The sequence below is a fragment of the Streptomyces vinaceus genome, from assembly GCF_008704935.1.
Classification (GTDB): Bacteria; Actinomycetota; Actinomycetes; order Streptomycetales; family Streptomycetaceae; genus Streptomyces; species Streptomyces vinaceus.
In genome coordinates this window covers 3474723-3491612 of the sequence record NZ_CP023692.1, presented here as the reverse complement: position 1 = coordinate 3491612, position 16890 = coordinate 3474723, and the positions used below count along the sequence as shown (strand labels likewise).

At 68.4% G+C, this 16890-nt stretch carries 18 protein-coding genes; 8 read left to right on the top strand and 10 right to left on the bottom strand.

What is annotated here, in order from left to right:
- Positions 1–65 precede the first annotated feature (65 nt).
- From CP980_RS15555 to CP980_RS15525, 7 genes are all read right to left on the bottom strand, one after another.
- A complete protein-coding gene (locus tag CP980_RS15555; protein WP_150528411.1) occupies positions 66–2132 on the bottom strand; it encodes a cell division protein FtsK in 2067 nt (688 codons plus the stop codon).
- A gap of 92 nt (positions 2133–2224) precedes the next feature.
- Positions 2225–2455: a DUF6257 family protein gene (locus tag CP980_RS15550; RefSeq protein WP_150528410.1), complete on the bottom strand. Its 231-nt coding sequence runs from the start codon at positions 2453–2455 to the stop codon at positions 2225–2227.
- Between the two features lie 75 nt (positions 2456–2530).
- The gene (locus CP980_RS15545; RefSeq protein WP_150528409.1) at positions 2531–2908 is read right to left on the bottom strand and encodes a DUF6251 family protein; all 378 of its coding nucleotides are present in this window, start codon (positions 2906–2908) and stop codon (positions 2531–2533) included.
- On the bottom strand, positions 2908–3270 hold the full coding sequence (locus tag CP980_RS15540; RefSeq protein WP_150528408.1) for an RRQRL motif-containing zinc-binding protein: 363 nt from the start codon (positions 3268–3270) through the stop codon (positions 2908–2910). The genes CP980_RS15545 and CP980_RS15540 overlap by 1 nt, the downstream gene beginning before the upstream one ends.
- Positions 3267–4118 (bottom strand): DUF2637 domain-containing protein, encoded by an 852-nt coding sequence (locus CP980_RS15535; protein ID WP_150528407.1) that lies wholly within the window; start codon positions 4116–4118, stop codon positions 3267–3269. The genes CP980_RS15540 and CP980_RS15535 overlap by 4 nt, the downstream gene beginning before the upstream one ends.
- Positions 4115–4390 carry a hypothetical protein gene (locus CP980_RS15530; protein ID WP_150528406.1) on the bottom strand — a complete coding sequence of 92 codons (276 nt, stop codon included), beginning with the start codon at positions 4388–4390 and terminating at the stop codon, positions 4115–4117. The genes CP980_RS15535 and CP980_RS15530 overlap by 4 nt, the downstream gene beginning before the upstream one ends.
- Positions 4387–4656 carry a DUF6284 family protein gene (locus tag CP980_RS15525; protein WP_150528405.1) on the bottom strand — a complete coding sequence of 90 codons (270 nt, stop codon included), beginning with the start codon at positions 4654–4656 and terminating at the stop codon, positions 4387–4389. The genes CP980_RS15530 and CP980_RS15525 overlap by 4 nt, the downstream gene beginning before the upstream one ends.
- A gap of 461 nt (positions 4657–5117) precedes the next feature.
- On the opposite strand from CP980_RS15525, the gene CP980_RS15520 reads away from it, so the two are divergent.
- The 6 genes from CP980_RS15520 (at position 5118) to CP980_RS15495 (ending at position 12178) form a co-directional block, all read left to right on the top strand.
- Complete coding sequence (locus CP980_RS15520) at positions 5118–5906, top strand: GntR family transcriptional regulator (RefSeq protein ID WP_150528404.1); 789 nt, start codon at positions 5118–5120, stop codon at positions 5904–5906.
- On the top strand, positions 5903–6556 hold the full coding sequence (locus tag CP980_RS15515) for a YdcF family protein (protein WP_150528403.1): 654 nt from the start codon (positions 5903–5905) through the stop codon (positions 6554–6556). Before CP980_RS15520 ends, CP980_RS15515 begins: the two co-directional genes overlap by 4 nt.
- 255 nt (positions 6557–6811) lie before the next feature.
- Positions 6812–7801: a hypothetical protein gene (locus CP980_RS15510; RefSeq protein WP_150528402.1), complete on the top strand. Its 990-nt coding sequence runs from the start codon at positions 6812–6814 to the stop codon at positions 7799–7801.
- Positions 7802–8224: 423 nt separating this feature from the next.
- A complete protein-coding gene (locus tag CP980_RS15505) occupies positions 8225–9430 on the top strand; it encodes a restriction endonuclease (RefSeq protein WP_229907385.1) in 1206 nt (401 codons plus the stop codon).
- Positions 9431–9437: 7 nt separating this feature from the next.
- The gene (locus CP980_RS15500) at positions 9438–10238 is read left to right on the top strand and encodes an HNH endonuclease (RefSeq protein WP_150528400.1); all 801 of its coding nucleotides are present in this window, start codon (positions 9438–9440) and stop codon (positions 10236–10238) included.
- A gap of 956 nt (positions 10239–11194) precedes the next feature.
- Positions 11195–12178, top strand: a complete 984-nt coding sequence (locus CP980_RS15495; RefSeq protein ID WP_150528399.1) for a hypothetical protein — start codon at positions 11195–11197, stop codon at positions 12176–12178.
- Positions 12179–12248: 70 nt separating this feature from the next.
- Here CP980_RS15495 and CP980_RS15490 read toward each other — a convergent pair whose 3' ends face one another.
- A complete protein-coding gene (locus CP980_RS15490; RefSeq protein ID WP_150528398.1) occupies positions 12249–12479 on the bottom strand; it encodes a hypothetical protein in 231 nt (76 codons plus the stop codon).
- A gap of 8 nt (positions 12480–12487) precedes the next feature.
- Entirely contained in the window at positions 12488–12925 is a 438-nt protein-coding gene (locus tag CP980_RS15485) for a hypothetical protein (RefSeq protein WP_229907384.1), read from the bottom strand.
- A 268-nt stretch (positions 12926–13193) separates the two neighbouring features.
- Here CP980_RS15485 and CP980_RS15480 point away from each other — a divergent pair, with 268 nt between their 5' ends.
- Both CP980_RS15480 and CP980_RS15475 read left to right on the top strand, forming a co-directional pair.
- Complete coding sequence (locus CP980_RS15480; protein WP_150528397.1) at positions 13194–14411, top strand: serine hydrolase domain-containing protein; 1218 nt, start codon at positions 13194–13196, stop codon at positions 14409–14411.
- A 4-nt stretch (positions 14412–14415) separates the two neighbouring features.
- The gene (locus CP980_RS15475; protein ID WP_150528396.1) at positions 14416–14877 is read left to right on the top strand and encodes a GNAT family N-acetyltransferase; all 462 of its coding nucleotides are present in this window, start codon (positions 14416–14418) and stop codon (positions 14875–14877) included.
- Positions 14878–14913: 36 nt separating this feature from the next.
- On the opposite strand, the gene CP980_RS15470 is transcribed toward CP980_RS15475, so the two are convergent.
- Complete coding sequence (locus CP980_RS15470) at positions 14914–16665, bottom strand: bifunctional 3'-5' exonuclease/DNA polymerase (protein WP_150528395.1); 1752 nt, start codon at positions 16663–16665, stop codon at positions 14914–14916.
- Positions 16666–16890: the final 225 nt, after the last annotated feature.

The window sequence follows — 16890 nt, the reverse complement described above, 5'->3', positions numbered from 1 at the left end:
TGGGGTGCTAGCGGGGGTGCTAGACCTAGCAGCGGCGCCTGCTAGGTCTAGCACCGGTCCTAGGGTCAGGCGGCGGCCCTGTCGGCGTCACGGCGTGTGATGGCGGTGGTGATGTCGGCGCGCTTGATGCCGCGCCGGTTCTTGCCCTCACCGGCCTCGTCCTGGCCCCAGACCTGGCCGGGCTTGATGCCCCAGGGCTTGAGGGCGGCGGTGACGTTCTCGCCCTTCCACCCCGCGTACGCGTCGGGGCGCAGGCCGGTGAGGCGGGTGGCGATCCGCTCGCACCACACCGCGTCCTCGTCGGCCGGGATGACGGTGAGGACGTCGGTGAGGATGTCGACGCCGGCGGTGGTCTCGGGGCCCTTGCCGATGGCGTGGCCGGTGACGTTGCCGTACTCGTCGCGCATCTTCCGGGCGCGGGCGACGACCTGTTCGGCGGCGACCGCGTCGACGAACGCGGAGGCGACGATGCGGGGGTCGTCTCCCTCGCCGGCCATCCAGCAGATGCCGCGGTCGGAGCGGGAAAACATCGTGGCCCGGTACCCCGCCTTGTACATCGAGGTGCCCAGGATCATGTCGTTGGCGGGCTGCCCCATGACCTTGAGCGCGAACCTGAGGACCGCGTTCGCACTGATCCCGGTGGGCAGGGACTTGGCGTCGGGGCGCTGGGTGCCGAACATGCCGACCATGCCGAGGGCGGGGCCGCGCTTGGTGATGTCGGTGCAGATGTCCTCGATCTCCTGGCCGTACTTCTCGTGCTCGAACGGCACCTGGCACTCGTCCAGGCCGACGACGATCGGGTGGAGCCCGAGGGTCTTGTCGGAGGCGAGTTCGGGGGTGACCTTCGACTCCGGGCACCGCGAGCGGGGCAGGGACTTGATGACCTTGGCCCGGCGGCGCAGTTCGTCCTTGAGTTCGCGCAGGGCCTGGACGACGTACTCGATGTCCTCGTCTTCCTCACCGGCCCGGTAGCGGTGGCAGACCGGTTCCAGGGCGGAGAAGTCGCCGGTGCCCTTGAAGTCGAACGCGTGGATCTCGGCGCGCGGGTCGAGCGCGGCAATGAGCAGGAGCAGCCGCATCAGGAACGTCTTGCCCATGCGGGGGATGGAGCCGACGACGACCGCGGCGAACATGAGGGTCACCGAGACGTCCCGCATGCGCTGGTCGTTGCCGAACACAACGGGCTTGAACAGGTCCACCTGCCCCGACTTCAGCAGGGGCCAGGCGGGTTTGGTGGTCTCGTTCATCGGCTTGTCCCCGACCCACAGGACAAGTCGTCCCTCGTGCTCGGTCGGGTCCGGAGACGGCCAGACGCAGCCGACCTTGCGGCGCAGGCCGGAGGCGAGCGGCTTGCGGGCCTCCATGATGTCCTCGGGCGTCACCCCGTACGGAAGGTCCAGGTCGGCGCGGTAGCCGGGCCCGTCCCGCACGATCTCCGAGGTGAAGCGCAGACCGTTCATGTCGCCGCCCTTCTTGATGGCGGCGGAGATCTTCGCGTTGCCGATGCTGTCCAGCCCGCGCAGCACGATCGAGCCGGTCATCTTCTGCAGCTCGGTCTTCAGGACGGCCGGGCCGATGACCGGGGCGTCGGGCTGCTGCCCGGCCAGCCCCAGCAGGAGGACCCCGCCGGCGGCGAACGCGTACAGGTAGACGGGGGCCAGGACGTACAGCCACAGGGCGAAGCCGAGGCCGAACACGGCGGCGACCAAGGTGACCAGGCCGCGCAGCCGGATACGTCCCTGCCGCAGCTTGGCCAGGCGCATGTACTCGTCGACGTCCTCGGTGCGGACGGCGAAGTCCCGCAAGGGGGCGGCCTCGCGGTCCCACACCCACCGGTTGGTCGAGGCGATGAACCGGCAGGCGCCCCGCGGGGAGCGGATGCCGAGCCGGGCGGCGTAGACGGGCAGGCGGACGCCGTGGAAGAGGGCGGCGTAGCCGAGGTTCGCGGCGGCGTGACGGGCGGTGGCGGCGAAGTCCCGCCGGTTGGTCAGCCACCCGGCCAGGACCGGCTTGCGCTTCTCGCTGCGGACCTTGGGATCGGGCAGGTTCGGGTTGTCGACCATCTTGGGGAGCTCCGACTCGACGTCGTCGTCCGGGACGGCCCGCAGGTGAGTGATCGGGGCATCGGTCATGCTGTGGACTCCTGCTCTCGCTGACTGGCGGGGGTGGGTAGGGCCCGGGGCGGCCTCGTTTCCTTGGCCGGGACGGCCGCCCCGGGGCACCGCTACTTCCGCGCGGCCTTGGCCTTCGCCTTGCGCGCGGCCTTCTCCGCTTCGGCCGCCTCGGCAGCCTGGCGCTCCTCGCGTTCGCGGGCGCCGTCGATGATCCGCTCGAACTTGCGCTCCAGGTCGCCCTGGTAGACGTTCTCTCCGGCGATCCCGCGCTTGGCCATCCGGGCGACGAGCCAGGTCAGCTTGGCGGTCTCACCTGCGGTGAACTTCGGGTCTTTCGCCATCACGGAACTCCCTCCGGGGCCGGTCTGTCCGGCTCCCCTCACCACCCGCGACGAGGCGGGTGGATCGGGCAGCCGTCAGCGGCTGCGACGGGCGAGCCTGCGCGCGTTCTTCACAGCAGCGGCGCCCTCGGAGCTTCCGGCCGACTTCACGACCGTGTGGATACCCCAGGCGAGGATCAGAGCCAGGAAGGCCAGAAGCGCGATGTTCGCGGCGATCGCGGTCAGCACACCGACCAGCAGCGGCCCGAAGTACACGCCGGCCGCGACCGCCCCGGCCCCGACCCCGGACCCGAGTGCCAGGCGCTGCACGGTCCGGTCAGGTGCGGCCTGGTGGATGTGCTGATGGACGACCTGCGGCTGCTGGAAGGCGGCCGGAAGCTGGTCCGGGGTGGCGTAGACGTGAGTGCCGTCCGGGAGCTGGACGACGCGGGGGAGGTCGGGTAGGTGCTCCATCAGGGGTTCCCTTCTGGGTAGGCGCACGGGACGCACATGCCGAGCGAGGCCGGGATGACGTATCCGGCATCGAGCCGGCAGACGGGGCAGGTACGGCGGGCCGCGTTGGCCTTGACGAGCGCGGCCTGCTTGGCGGGGGTCATCGGGCGGACGGGCTTGGCCCGGTCGACGCGGTACAGGAACGCGGCGAGCGGGCCACGCCGGTAGCGCGGGCGGAGCACCTGCCCGGCGATGTCCTGACCCCCGGGCCGCAAGCCCAGGGCCCGTAACTGGCGCCGGGTGGCGAGCCCGTCCGGCGCCAGTCGCCACGGGAAGGTCGGTATCCCGTACCGGGCGCCGGTCGGGTCGAGGCAGAGGGTCATCCGGCCACCGCCTCAGCGGTGGCGTTCGCGGCGCGTTCGGCCTTCAACGTCTCCCGCAGCATCCGGGCCTTAGCCGGAGAGGTACGCAGCGCCTTGCGGATCCGCTCGCCCGTCAGATCCTCAATCGACCACGCCTCAGTGATCGAGCGGGCCTCCGCGAGAAGCTCCTCCGGAGTGCGGACCGGTCGGGCCGATCGGGCAACCTCGGGCACTCGACCGGTCGCCCGCCGCGGCCGGACCACCTCGGCGGCGGCGACCGGCACCCGAACCTCGACCGGGTCGACCACCACGTCGACCACATCGACCGGAACCGGTTCGAAGGCGGCCGGGTCGGGACCCTCTTCGACTACCGGTTCGCCCAGCTCATCCATCGACCGATTTACATCGGTCTGCGTCGATTCCTGCACATTTGGTTCGATCGGGGGGCGGTGGTGGAGCACCTTCGCGACGAGATCGGACCCGAAGTAGATCGACCCGACCGGAAGCGACGTCGCCAGCAGCACCAGCGCCCAGTTCGTCAGGTTCCCGTCGGCCAGTCGACTCCAGCCGATCGACTCGCCGTGCAGCTCCGGCAGGAGTCCGTGAACGTAGTTCAGAACCAGCGACGCGAGCGTGTATCCGGCCAGCACCCGCAGGGCGAACCTCCGGTCCGTCCCAACGAGCACGAGGGCGGCAACGAGTGCCAGCGCCATCAGGCCGTCGACCACGAACGGATACAGGGTCGCCGCGACGTCGTCGGCTCCGATGGCTTTCGCGATGTCCCGCAGCGCGTTCCAGGAGACCCGGAAGGCCATGGCGACCACGACGACCAGCGCGCAGACCAGCGCGGCTTTCGCCTTGCGGTTCACCGGTCTGCCTCGCTCGTCGTGAACTCGAACGGGCTGTAGGTGACGGGCCTCTCGGCGGTCCGCCGGCGGATCTCACTCGCGGCCAGCCACGGGCCCCGACTGTGGGAGAGGTTCACCGCCACGACGACCCGCACGTCGCTCGCGCGGCGTTCCAGCAGCCGGTAGTAGGTCCGCTCGTCGGCTTCGGCCAGCGACGGCAAGGGCACGTCCAGCGCGTCCACGATCGCGGCCAGCAGATCGGCGTAGCCAGCCTTCACAGTGCGCTCGTTCATGCCGCGTCCCCCGACACCGTGGTGCCGGCGGTGCGGTTGGCCAGCTCCCGCCGGACCGCCAGGACCCGGTTGCGGGCCCGCCGGATGCGGCGGGCGCCGAACTCGGACGCGGGTCGGTCCAGCAGCGCGATCAGCGCGTCCAGCAACTCGACCTCGGCCAGGACCAGGGGCATCTCGGTCTCGACCGCGTCCAGCTCCGCGTCCGACGGCTCCAGACCGTCGGACCACGGGGTAACAACGTCGTGAAGTGCAGCGATGGACTTCATGGGTCTTGCTCCTTCGAGAGAGGAACGGGACTCAGCAGCCCCCGGCGCGGGAACGCCGGGGGCTGCACTGCGTTGGGGTGAAGCAGGAGAATCTCCGGCTCCCCTCAACCCCGCCCGTACAGCGCCGAAGCGCCAGACGGGCAGAGGAGGCAACCGGCCGCCGCGCGATCAGGCGGCGGAGAGGTTGGGTGGCGCTGATCCGTACGCGGGAACAGAACCCGTGTACGCCGCCCTCTCAGAGGGGGGCGGATACCTCGGTCCACTGTTGAGTTCTCAAATCACAACCGCTTCCTTCGAGCCGTCTCACCGGCTCTCCGGGCGCCGAGAGCAGCCCAAAGAAGGCCCTCCCCGGTTCGCTGTCCTAGGACTGCGAACTTCTGTGGATGACTATGGACGCACAGTCCCAGGACTGTCAACAGTCCTGGGACTGTGTTTCACTGGCTGCGTCGAAAGGAGTTCGCGTGGCACCGAAGTGGCGAGAGCTGGCGGACAAGCTTGCCGAGCGCATCCGAAGCGGCGACTACGCCCCTGGCCAGCAGCTACCGCATATCCGGGACCTGGTGGACGCGGGCGAGGGCTCCAAGTCCACGGTTCACGCGGCGTATAAGGCGCTCGAAGCCGAGGGTCTGGTGACGTCCTCGCGTGGGCATGGAACGGTCGTGCGCGAGCGAGCGCCGCTGAAACGGCTCGGCATCGCTCGGTATGACAAGGCGAAGTGGCGCGACGGGGACGAGGTCGCGTTCATTGCCGACCGCGTCGCGTCTGGCCGTTCGTACAAGCGTGGCGAGCAGACGCAGAGCGTCAGCCGTGTGCCCGCGCCCCCGCTGGTGGCTGCGGCCCACGGGCTTCCTGAGGGGGCTGAGGTGTACGCGCGGGCCAGGCTCGTGAAGGAAGGCGACCAGCCGACACACACCCTGACCAGCTACTACCGGCCTGAACATGTCGAGGGGACGCGCCTCGTAGACCCCAGCCCGGGCCCCGCCGGCCGCGGCGGCGGATTCCGCGTTCTGTACGACGCGGGTTACGAGATCGACCACATGCGCGAGGAACTGTTCGCCAGGGTCGCGACGCCGGACGAGTCGACATTGCTTCAGCTCGCGCCCGGCGAGTGGGTCGTTGAACTCCACCGCACCACCTACACGGCGGACGGCGCCGTCGTTGAGTTCGCCATCGGCCTGCACGCGGCCACTCGCTTCGCGTGGGCGTACGACTTCAAGGTCCCTGACTCGGCGCGAGAGGCAACGCCGTGATTTCTGCGCAGAACTGGGCCGACGCCGAACAGCTCTGGGAGTACCAGCAGATGCACCACGAGCTGCGCCCTTGCTCTGTGGCCATCGGGCTTGGGAGCCACGACCTTGGCGTCGCTGAGGTCGCGGCTGACCTCTACACGCGCGGCATGGCACCGCTGATCGTGTTCACCGGCGCCACAAGCCGAACGACCCGCGAGCGGATGCCCCGCGGTGAGGCGGAGCACTACCGCGAGCGGGCCCTGGAGCTGGGCGTCCCAGACTCTGCCATCCTCGTGGAGCCGGAGGCGCGGAACACCGGCGAGAACATCCGCTTTTCCCGATCACTGCTTGCAGACAAGGGTGTTCACATCGAGTCGGTGCTCCTAGTCAGCAAGCCGTACGAGGAGCGGCGAGCCTATGCGACGGCCCGCAAGGTATGGCCGGAGGTGGAGGTCGTCAGCGCATCCGCGCCGATGACGCTCGCGGAGTACGTGGATTCGATCCAGGACCCTCGGCTGGTCTTCGACATGCTCGTCGGTGCACAGCAGCGGCTACTCATCTACCCGCAGCAGGGGTTCATGACCCACCAAGCCACTCCACCCGCCGTGTATGCAGCCTACGAGCGTCTCTGCTCCGAAGGTTTCGCCAGTCGGCTCGTAGCGGACCGATGAGCGGTACCGCGGTAGCGATCCGACCTCAGGCGGTCGAGTGCTAGGAAGTCAGTTTTGATCTCGACCTTAACCTTGCAGGACACCGACCTGCGCGGATCAGCATCCCTTGTTTGCTTAGGTTGCCGATTCTCCCACGAATGTCAAGCTAGGTATACAGCGTCCTGCACGTGTAGGAGGCGAATGATGTCCCGAAGTGAGACGACACCTGAACCGGCGCCCAATGTGACTGGAGCACCGGCAAAGGAATTGGGTGTCTTGAAGAGGAATCCCGGGCGGGTCGTCATAGCGGGCTTCGCTGTAATTGCGGCGACTGCTTACTGCTTGGCCGCCTTCGCGTTTCCCGCAGGAGAATCACACGCGGTGTTGATGGCGGTAGGAGAGGCGTTCGGTGTTGCACTCCTTTTGCTGGCAGCTGGACACCTGTATCTCAACCAGAAAATGCAGAGTGATTCTGTGGGCTTGGGGGTGGAAACCGCGATAGGTCAGATCTTTGGCTTCTTTCACCCCAGTCAACCTGAGGACCTGCGTGTCGCCGTTCGGAGTCTGGCACAGGAGCCCATATATTTTGACGTCGCAAAATGGGTGCTTCGCTTCGAATGGGAGGGCGCCAACAAGGACTGCCTCCGGGTAACCATAACCTTCGCGGGGAGGGGTAAGTGTGTATCCAAGGGAGGATTTCTGTTCGGAAAAGACCTTTGGGCGTTGACCTCGACCCATTCGCGCGGAAACCGTAAGCAGACCGAGTACCTGCATTACGGATTGCACTGTCCCGAGAGCGACATCTCTGTAAATGAGGGGCGTGAAGCCCTGCGATCCTATACCCACCCAGATGGATCCCGGTTGCGCCTGGACCAGAGCCGGCTGCTGAGCGATAAAGCGCCTGGCCGCAAGATCGATCAGGGAAAATGGTTCGATTTCGACAGAGAGACATGCATGTATCGCAGGGCAGTAGATTTTATACCGCTCATGCATTCCAGATTTGAAAAGACATTCGAGCTGGAGGTTACTGGTAACGCCCTAGGAGAGATGTCGATCATCTGCTTGCATCCATCCGAAGGTGCCAGTGAGTGGACGTATCCGCAGCGGCTTCCGGAATCTCCGGCGAATCCATCCTTCCGAAAGGCGAAGTGGGAGCGCGTTACTCCTGGGCAGACGACGATAGTGAGCTGGCACCTCCGGAGCGAGGCCGTCGCTGCCGCAACAGTCGGTGAAGGTGTGAACAGGGTGTCACCGATAGGCATGTAACCGGCCTCGCTGCCCCCCTCAGAGGTTTAAACCACCTTCTACTAAGGCCGCACGGATCTTTGACGTGCTCCGCTTTTGTGGCGAGACGGCGCAGCTGAGAAGGCTGGTCCACTGCTCGTCGGCCGCGACTCGGCGGTACACAGGTCTCAGTCCTGGGCTCATATGGGGGTGTCCGGTGCGGTGTGCAGGTGTCCTCTGACGTTCGAGACGTACTGCGAGCAGGAGACTTCCGGTAGCCGGGGACGTCTGTGGAGGCCAGTGGACCAGGATCGGACAACTCGTAATGCGCGATGCTGACTCGGGATGCATTATGGGGGATCATCCGCGTTCGGTCGCGGCGTTTGATAGACGTACACCATGATCCCTGCGACTCGCTCAGCCGAGCCGAGTACCCAGTTCGAGCACCTTGGCGACGCTGACCTGGTGATTGACGCGGTCTACGCCGGTGGGACCTTTGGGCACTCTGGCGATGACCCCGTCAGCAAGCTCATTCCCGGTACCGGGAATCAGGGAGGATTTCGCTACGCCGGGTCTCCGGCACAGGGGAGCGTCCGCCTGGTTGTGCTGTACACCAGTGGCGGGGCTGTGGACTGGCCGGATCACCTGGATGTGGAGACCGGAACCTTCACGTACTACGGCGACAACCGGACCCCGGGCAGGGCCCTTCACGAGACGCCGCGCAAGGGCAACGTGCTGCTGCGCGATGCCTTCGAGCTCTCACACGGCACCGCACAACAACGGGCCAGCGGCGTACCACCGTTCCTGCTCTTCGAGAAGGCTGCGCCTGGCCGGAGTGTCCGTTTCCGCGGGCTGCTAGCTCCTGGCGGGCCGACGCTGGCGCCGGACGATGAACTCTCCGCTATCTGGCGGGCAACTGGCACCCGCCGGTTCCAGAACTACCGTGCCCGCTTCACGGTACTGGCCGAAGCCTGTGTCCCGCGGACCTGGATTCGCCACCTGCTGGCGGGTGGCGATCCTCTCGGCGGCGACTGTCCGGAAGCCTGGCGGACCTGGGTCGCAAGCCGTGTCTACCGGCCGTTGCTGACCCCCGCTACGACGGTCATACGCTCGACAGCTCAGCAGCTGCCCGACGATCCGGCCGGCGCAGCCATGCTGTCGGAAATCCGGGAGTACTTCCGCGGGCGCGAAACAGAGTTCGAGGCCTGTGCCGTGGCTATCTGGCGTCTGATTGCGCCGGCCACCGGGACGGTGGACGTGACACGCCCCAGCCGTGACGGTGGCCGCGATGCCGTCGGTTCGTACGTCCTTGGGCCGCCGGCAGCTCCCGTCAGCATCGACTTCGCCCTGGAGGCCAAGTGCTACGGGCCGGGCAACAGTGTTGGGGTCCGAGAAGTCTCCCGGCTCATCTCCCGAATCAGGCACCGGAACTTCGGAGTGCTCGTCACTACCTCGCACTTCAACCAGCAGGTCCAGAGCGAGGTACACGAAGACGGGCATCCGATCGCCCTTGTCTGCGGGCGCGACATCACGGACGCGCTCCGCCAGCACGGCAGGACCACCCCCGCGGCGGTGCGGGACTGGCTGCAACGGAGCTTCCCTGTAACTCAGGCCGGTCCGGAACAGAGACTCAGTCAAACCGCTGCGCAAGATCCTTCACGTGTCAGATAGTTGGCATATGCCTGTGGAGACCAGTGAATACGACGAGACCCGAGCACCCGACGGGGCGCCGTGGTGGGATCTCACCATCCAGCCCGGCACAAAGGCGAAGCCCTTCGGCCAGGAGAAGCGTCTCGCCGCCTGGCTGTGGTTCAACAAGAGCCTGGGCGACACGTTCACGATGCGAGAACTGCGTGCTGCCCTGGGGCCGGATATCGCCGACAACGCCGAGCACCTCAACCGGCGCCTGCGAGAACTCCGCAAATGCGACTGGAGCATCCCCTCCCAGCGGACCGACAGCACCCTGGCTCAGGACGAGTACCGGCTCAAGGCCAAGGGCGGACGGATCTGGCTGCCCGGTGAGAGGGAGAAGTACAAGAAGTTCGCGCCCAGCGCCCGCATCCGCCGCCTGGTCATGGATCAGGATGGTTCGCGGTGCAGGATCTGTGGGCTGGGGCCCGACGACACGTACTACGAGGACGGGGAGCGGGTCCGGCTCACCATCGGTCATCTCGTTCCGCAGGAACGGCTGAAGTCTCGGGGGGCCCGGGACGATCTCAGCAACTGGCGTACTGAGTGCTCCCGCTGCAACGAGACCATGCGTGATGAGGTCCCCGACCCGGAACAGCTGGACGAAGTCCTGGCTGGGCTCAAGCGCCTCACCGCCAAAGAAGCAGGGGAGCTTCTCGACTGGATGCGGAAGGGCGAGCGTCCGCGGTCCCGCGTGGACCAGGCGTACGACCGCGCACGTCGGCTGGCTGCGCCAGACCGTGACCGAGTTACCGGGAAGTTGGCCGAGCGCCTTGGCGAGACCGGCTGACCACCAGGCCGTACATGGGTCGCAGCACGGTTGCAGCAGGACGCGGGGGCCTCGGACCGGTTCCGAGGCATTCTGCGTGTAGAGAGCAGCGAGGCGTTACGGTTCGGCGCATGGGGATTCCAAGGTGGGCCGGTCGCGCGACGGCCGCAGTGGTCGTGGCCGGGGCGTTGATCATTCGGCGTACGCTCCAGGATGCTGCGGCGCAGTCAGAGACCACCTCAGACTCCGGGTACGACTGGTCCCAGAACGAGACCAATTGGCACTGGCGTTGCGACTGCGGCGCCAAGTCTCGTGGCGGCGACATCAAGGCTGACACGGAGTACAACGCCCAGCGGCACCAGTGGCGCAAGTGGAGCGCAGGTACGGGGCACCCGATGCCTGAGGTCTATCAGAAGCCCTTGTAGGTCGTAGCCGCTAGGGGCTGTCGACGGGCAACGCTGAAGGCGTTGTTACCGAAGGGGACGAGGGCGGCGCGGTCTCAGTTGCGGTCTCGCTTGCCACCCGTTCCGGGGCTGTCCGCTCATGTCCACCGTGGCTTGACAACCCTCGTGACCGGGCCCGGAGCCGACTCCGCAGACGCTCGCGGACGCCCCCGGACCAAGATCGGACAACTCGTAATGCGTAGGTCTCGGGTTCGAATCCCGAAGGCGGCTCTGTAGAAGCCCCAGGACTCACTCGCCGTGACCTGGGGCTTTTGCTTTGCTCCGATTCGGCGCCCACCGTGCCGGTCCGGGCGGGCGAGCCGCCGCGCACTCGGAGCCGGACTTCTGGTTGCCGCTCCCGATGCCGCGCATCTAGGGTGAGGGCAGGCAAGGAGCCCGGGACGAGACCTGGGCCACCGCCGGTCTCTTCGAGGCACGGAGCGTCGGAACGCGCCCTCGCCACCGCCTCGCATCCCCTTCCTTCTTCTTCCGTGACCACCGTGCCTTCTTGCCCGGTGGCCGAGAGGTGTGCTCATGACCGTTTACTCCCGGCACGCGAGCCGTGGGAAAACGCAGATTCTCGCGACCTACCAGGAGGCCGGCGGCGGCGTCGTGTCGTCGACGGTGACGAGCGTCGGTGACGCAGCCCTGGCTGCGCCGATCATCGACGCGCTCAACCGGATCTCCGCCCTCGCCACCGTCCCCGTGAGCATCCATGACCTCAGGGAACGCGGTGTGGGCAGCTATCCGACGAAGCACTTCGCCGCGCTGACCGACCCGGCTTCGCGCGCCGGTCTTCTGAGCGGCGCGCACAGCTTGTGGTACGAGTACGCCTGTCTGAAGCTCCATCAGGCGCTGATCGACCTGGAAGGCGCTCTGGCCGCCGTGCCCGAGCCGATCCGGATCGCGATCGGTGCGGAACTGGAGACGGAGGCACGCCAGTTGCGTGAGGCGCTCGCCGAGTACGAGGAGGGGGAAGACCTCCCCGAGGTGGAGGACCGGCGCTACTGGGACTTCGGCCACCCGTTCGTGACGTACGACGGCGGCGCGGACGTCCTGAGCGCGGAGACCCGCGAGCGACTGAACCGCCTCGAAGAGGGGATCACCCCCGAGGAACGTGAGAAGGCCGTCGCGGACCTGCGGGTGTTGGCCACCGCCTACGAGCGCTGTTCCGGCGTCCACGGTCTACTGCATTTCGACTATCCCGAGATCTTCGTCGAGCCGGGCGATTCGGAGGGGCTTTACCTGTCGATCTGTGCCCCGAACCCCAGTGAAGCCGGCGCCGATGCCTGGGACATCGAGATCGGCCGTTGGGAACAGGACGACCCAGACGAGGAGTACGGCAGTGCGACGGGCCGCACCGTCCTGCGGTGCGCGCTGCCCGCGTCGCCGCGTGCCGAGGAGATCACCGGTCTGCTGGAACAGCTCGGTCAGGACCCGGAGCTGCTGGCCAAGTGGGCCGAGAGTCCGGTCGGTTCGGCGCTTCCGGGGACCGAGTTCGTTGTGACGGGCCGATAGTCCGCTCGCCTGCTCGGCTCCTGCCCTTCCGTGCTCCGCTCGGGCGGGAGGGCAGGAGCCGGGCCGAGGCTCAGTCCGGGTGGGCGTGGTGCTTCCGGAGATGGGTGCGGCAGGCCCAGCGGGAGAGGGTGCCGATGGCCAGGGCGGCGATGATCGCGCCCCAGTCGATGACGTGGGGCAGGCCCGGGAAGAAGGCGAAGAAGGCGAAGGTGGCGGCGGCGCCGGCGAGGAAGGCGACGATTCCGGCGCGGCGGAGAGTGGCCTCCAGGGCCGGGTCCTCTGGCGTGGTCTCGGGGCTCATTGCGCGGCTCACTTCGTGATGTGGTGGCACTGGCCGGCCCGCCGTACGCCGTTGACGTAGATCTGCGCACACGCCTTGCCGTACCGGGGGAGTTTCTGGGGTGCGTGGTCCCGCATCGGGTTGATCTTGCACTCGGTGTGGGTCTTGCCGCGGGAGGTGCGGTAGGTCTTGTTGTCGGTGTCCGCGTAGGTGAAGTCGATGCGCCAGTTGCAGAAGCCGGCGTTGAGGGCCCCGACGAAGCCGCAGTCGACTCCCGCGTTCTGGTACGTGATGGTCTTGCCCTCGCCCCGGATGATGTGGGTGAACATGCAGCCCGTGGGGACCTTCATCGTGACTCCTCCGACCTGGTAGTCGAAGGTGGCCACGGGGGTGGAGCCGATGCCGCCGGCGTGGGCCTCCGCCGGGGGTAAGACGGCGATCGCTCCTGTCGTGGCGACAGCGGCCATGATGCGTGCGGCGAGACGGTTGCCCCTGTGTGTCCTCTTCCGGCGGAGTATCCGTACAGAACGGAACTCGTTTTGTACGCATGGGGTTCCGGCGGGGAAGGCGGTCCACTACTAAGAGTGATCAATGGTGGGGGTGCTGACCTGTTTCTGGATGCACGCGTGACGAAGGGTGACCGGCTGTTGGGGGCTGGGGCGCCGAGTCGCTGGGGGGTGGGGGTGGGGATACGTTGGGGAGGCTGGACCTGGCTGCGCGTGGTTGGAGGGCGGCATGTCTGCACGGTTGCGTAGGGCGGCGGTGGGGGTGGCCGCTGTCGGGCTGGTCGTGGTGCCGCTCGGCGTCGGGGCGGGGTACGCGTTCGAGACGTCGGCCGGGACCGGGACCGTGGCCGCGGCCACCGTCGCCGCCGATCAGGAGTTTCCGCAGCTCACGCCCGCCGTGGCAAGGCAGTTGGACGATGCCGTGCTGAAGGTGATGAGCGAGGCGAAGATACCCGGGGTCATGGTGTCGCTGTCCGCTCCCGGCAAGGGTTCGTACGTGCGGTCCTTCGGCGTCGCCGACAAGGCGACCGGCGCACCGATCCGTACGGACATGAACATGCGCATCGGCAGCGTGACCAAGACCTTCACCGTGACCGCCCTGCTCCAACTCGTCGACCAGGGCAAGGTCAAGCTGGACGACCCCATCGGTACGTACGTGGCCGGCGTGCCCAACGGCGACCGGATCACGCTGCGCCAGCTCGCCGACATGCGGAGCGGGCTGTTCAACTACTCCGAGGACGAGGGCTTCTTCAAGGCCCTCACGAGCGATCCCCGACGGCCCTTCACGCCGCAGGAGTTGCTCGACTACTCCTTCAAGCACCCCGTGCTCTTCCAGCCCGGAGCCAAGTTCTACTACTGCAACACCAACCTGATCCTGCTGGGGCTGGTGGTCGAGAAGCAGAGCGGGCAGCGGCTCAACGACTACATCAACGAGAAGGTCGTCCGCCCGGCCGGGCTGCACCACACGCTCTTCCCCGTCGGCGCGGAGTTCCCGAAGCCGCACTCACAGGGCTACACGGACCAGACCGCCTCCGGGAAGACCGAGGACGCGGCCGACTGGAACCCGTCCTGGGGCTGGGCCGCCGGAGCGATGATCTCCGACCTGGAGGACCTGAAGACCTGGACGAAGGTCATGGCCACGGGCACGCTGCTGAAGCCCGCCACCCAGGCCGAGCGCCTGAAGGTCGTCGAGGCGCTGCCCGGCACCGGCTACGGCCTGGGCATATTCAACGTCCAGGGCTGGATCGGCCACAACGGCTCCCTGCCCGGCTACCAGGCGCTGGCCGTGTACCTGCCGGAGGCGAAAGCCACGCTGGCGGTGATGCTGAACACGGACATCGCGTACGAGGGTTCCGAGCCCAGCACCCTCTTCGGTGAGGCGATCACCAAGGTCGTCACTCCGGAACACGTCTTCACCCTGCCCGCCCAGTCCGTTACCGCACACTGAGGTAATGAGCGATCAGGGTGTGGTGTTGCGCGTTGCCGGTCACAGCGATCTCGACGTCGCGGGTGCGCTGTTCCGGGGGTACCTCGACTTCTACGAGGTGAAGGTCGAGGACCCGGACGCGCCGAGGGAGTACCTCGCGCAGCGGATCCGGGACGGTGAGTCGCTGGTGCTGCTCGCGGACGTGCCGGGAGCCGGGACGGTCGGGTTCGCGCAGGTCTACCGGACGTTCTCCTCGCTGGCGATGCGACCGATGTGGATCCTGAGCGACCTGTACGTCGACCCGTCCGGCCGCCGCACCGGCGCCGGGCGCGCGCTGCTGCGCGAGGTGCTGCGCCGGGCGCGGGAGGCCGGGGTGTCGGGGGTCCAGCTGGAGACGGCGTACGACAACCACGTCGCGCAGGGGCTGTACGAGGCGGAGGGCTTCGAGCGGGACGCGTTCCACGTCTACTTCCACCCCCTCGGGTAGGCCGTGCCCCGCTTGACCCTGTTCACTTGACCCCGTTCATTTGGCGTCCGCGTAGCACTCCACGATCGCCGTCGTGAAGGGGAAGCGGACCGGGGTGTCGCCGAAGGCGATGCGGCCGGCGCGGTCGCCGGCGGTACGGATCGCCTCGGCGACCGCTTCGGCCTCCTCGGCCGGGCAGTGCACGATCACCTCGTCGTGCTGGAAGAACACCAGCTCGGCCCGCATCCCGGCGGCCGCGATGGCCTGGCGGAGGGCCGCGAGGAGCAGCAGGGCCCAGTCGGCGGCGCTGCCCTGGACGACGAAGTTACGGGTGAACCGGCCGCGGGCCCGGGTGTTGGTGGAGGCGTAGCTCGGCGTCCAGCCGTCCTCCCGGTCCTGTGGGATGCCGGCTTCGCCGTCCTCGTCGGCGCCGACCGGCGGCGGGCAGGTCCGGCCGAGCCAGGTCCGTACGAGGCGGCCCTCCTCGCCGGCTCTGGCGGCGTCGTCCACGTACGCCACGGCCTGCGGGAAGCGGCGGCGCAGCGCGGCCAGGTTCTTCAGGCCGTCGCCGGAGGTCTGCCCGTACACGGCGCCGAGCACGGCCAGTTTGGCCATGTCCCGGTCGCCGGAGAAGCCCTGGCGGGAGATGGCCGTGTAGAGGTCCTCGGGGCGCCCGGCGACCTCCATGAAGGCGGGGTCGCGGGAGATCGCGGCCAGGACGCGGGGCTCCATCTGGTCGGCGTCGGCGACGACGAGCCGCCAGCCGGGGTCGGCGACGACGGCCCTGCGGATCACCTTCGGGATCTGGAGGGCGCCGCCGCCGTTGGTGACCCAGCGGCCGGTGAGGGTGCCGCCGGGGACGAACTCGGCGCGGAAGCGGCCGTCGCGCACCCAGTCCTGGAGCCAGCTCCAGCCGTGGGCCGTGTAGATCCGGTACAGCTTCTTGTACGCGATGAGGGGCTCGACGGCGGGGTGGTCGAGCTCCTGGATCTCCCAGCGGCGGGTGGACTTGAGCCGGATCCCGGCCTCGGCGAAGGCCTTGATGACGTCGGCGGGCAGGTCGGGGCGTACGCGGCGGCCGAACGCGGCGGAGACCTCCTCGGCCAGCTCGGCGAGGCGGCGGGGTTCGCCGCCGCCGGCGTAGCGCTCGCCGAGGAGCTCGGTGAGCAGGGCGCGGTGGACGTCGGCGCGCCAGGGGAGGCCGGCGCGCTGCATTTCGGCGGCGACGAGGAAGGCGGCCGACTCGGAGGTGGTGAGCAGGCGCATGCGGTCGGGGTGGGCGGTGGCGTCGGTGCGCTTCGCCTGGTCGCGGTGGATGGCGACGAGGGCGTCGAGGGGGAGGGGGACGGAGGCGGGCCGGGGGTCGAAGAGGGAGTCCTGGGCGGTGGGGGTGGTGGTGCGGTGCGGCTGCGGGGGGTCGGGGGGTACGGGGGCGCCGGTGAGGCGGGCCCAGGCGGCGGCGGCCGAGCGGGGTTCGCCGGAGCGGCCTTCGTGGGCGAGGAGGAGGAGCTCGGTGTCTTCGATGTCGTGGCAGCGCTCCACGCGGGCGCCTGCGGCGAGCAGGCGGGGATAGACGGCGGCCGTGCTGCGCCAGATCCAGCGGGTGGGGGCGGGGGCGGAGCGGATCGCTTCGGCGGGGTCTTTGAAGGTGAGGGGGGTGAGGGGGGTGGTGGTGGCGGGGGCGTCGGGGCCGGTGCCGGTGGCGGTGCCGGTGCGGGGGCCGGTGGGGGTGGCGGGGGTGAGCGGCGCCGCGTGCCAGAGGCCGTCGGGGGCTTCGGCCAGGGCCCAGTGGGGGGTGCGGTCGCTCATGGGTGCGAGTGTCCCACCGGGGGCTGACAGTGGGGTGTGCCGAGGCCGCGGGGCGGGTGGGTGTCGGATCCGCTGCGCGGTGCCTTCTCCCCGCCCCGCCCTTCTCCCGTTCACCGGGCTCCGCCCGGACCCGTTGGGGGCTTCGGCTCCGAGCCCCGTCGGGGACTTCGGCCCTGGGCCCCGTTGGGGCTCCGGCTCCGAGCCGCGTTGGGGACTCCGGCCCTG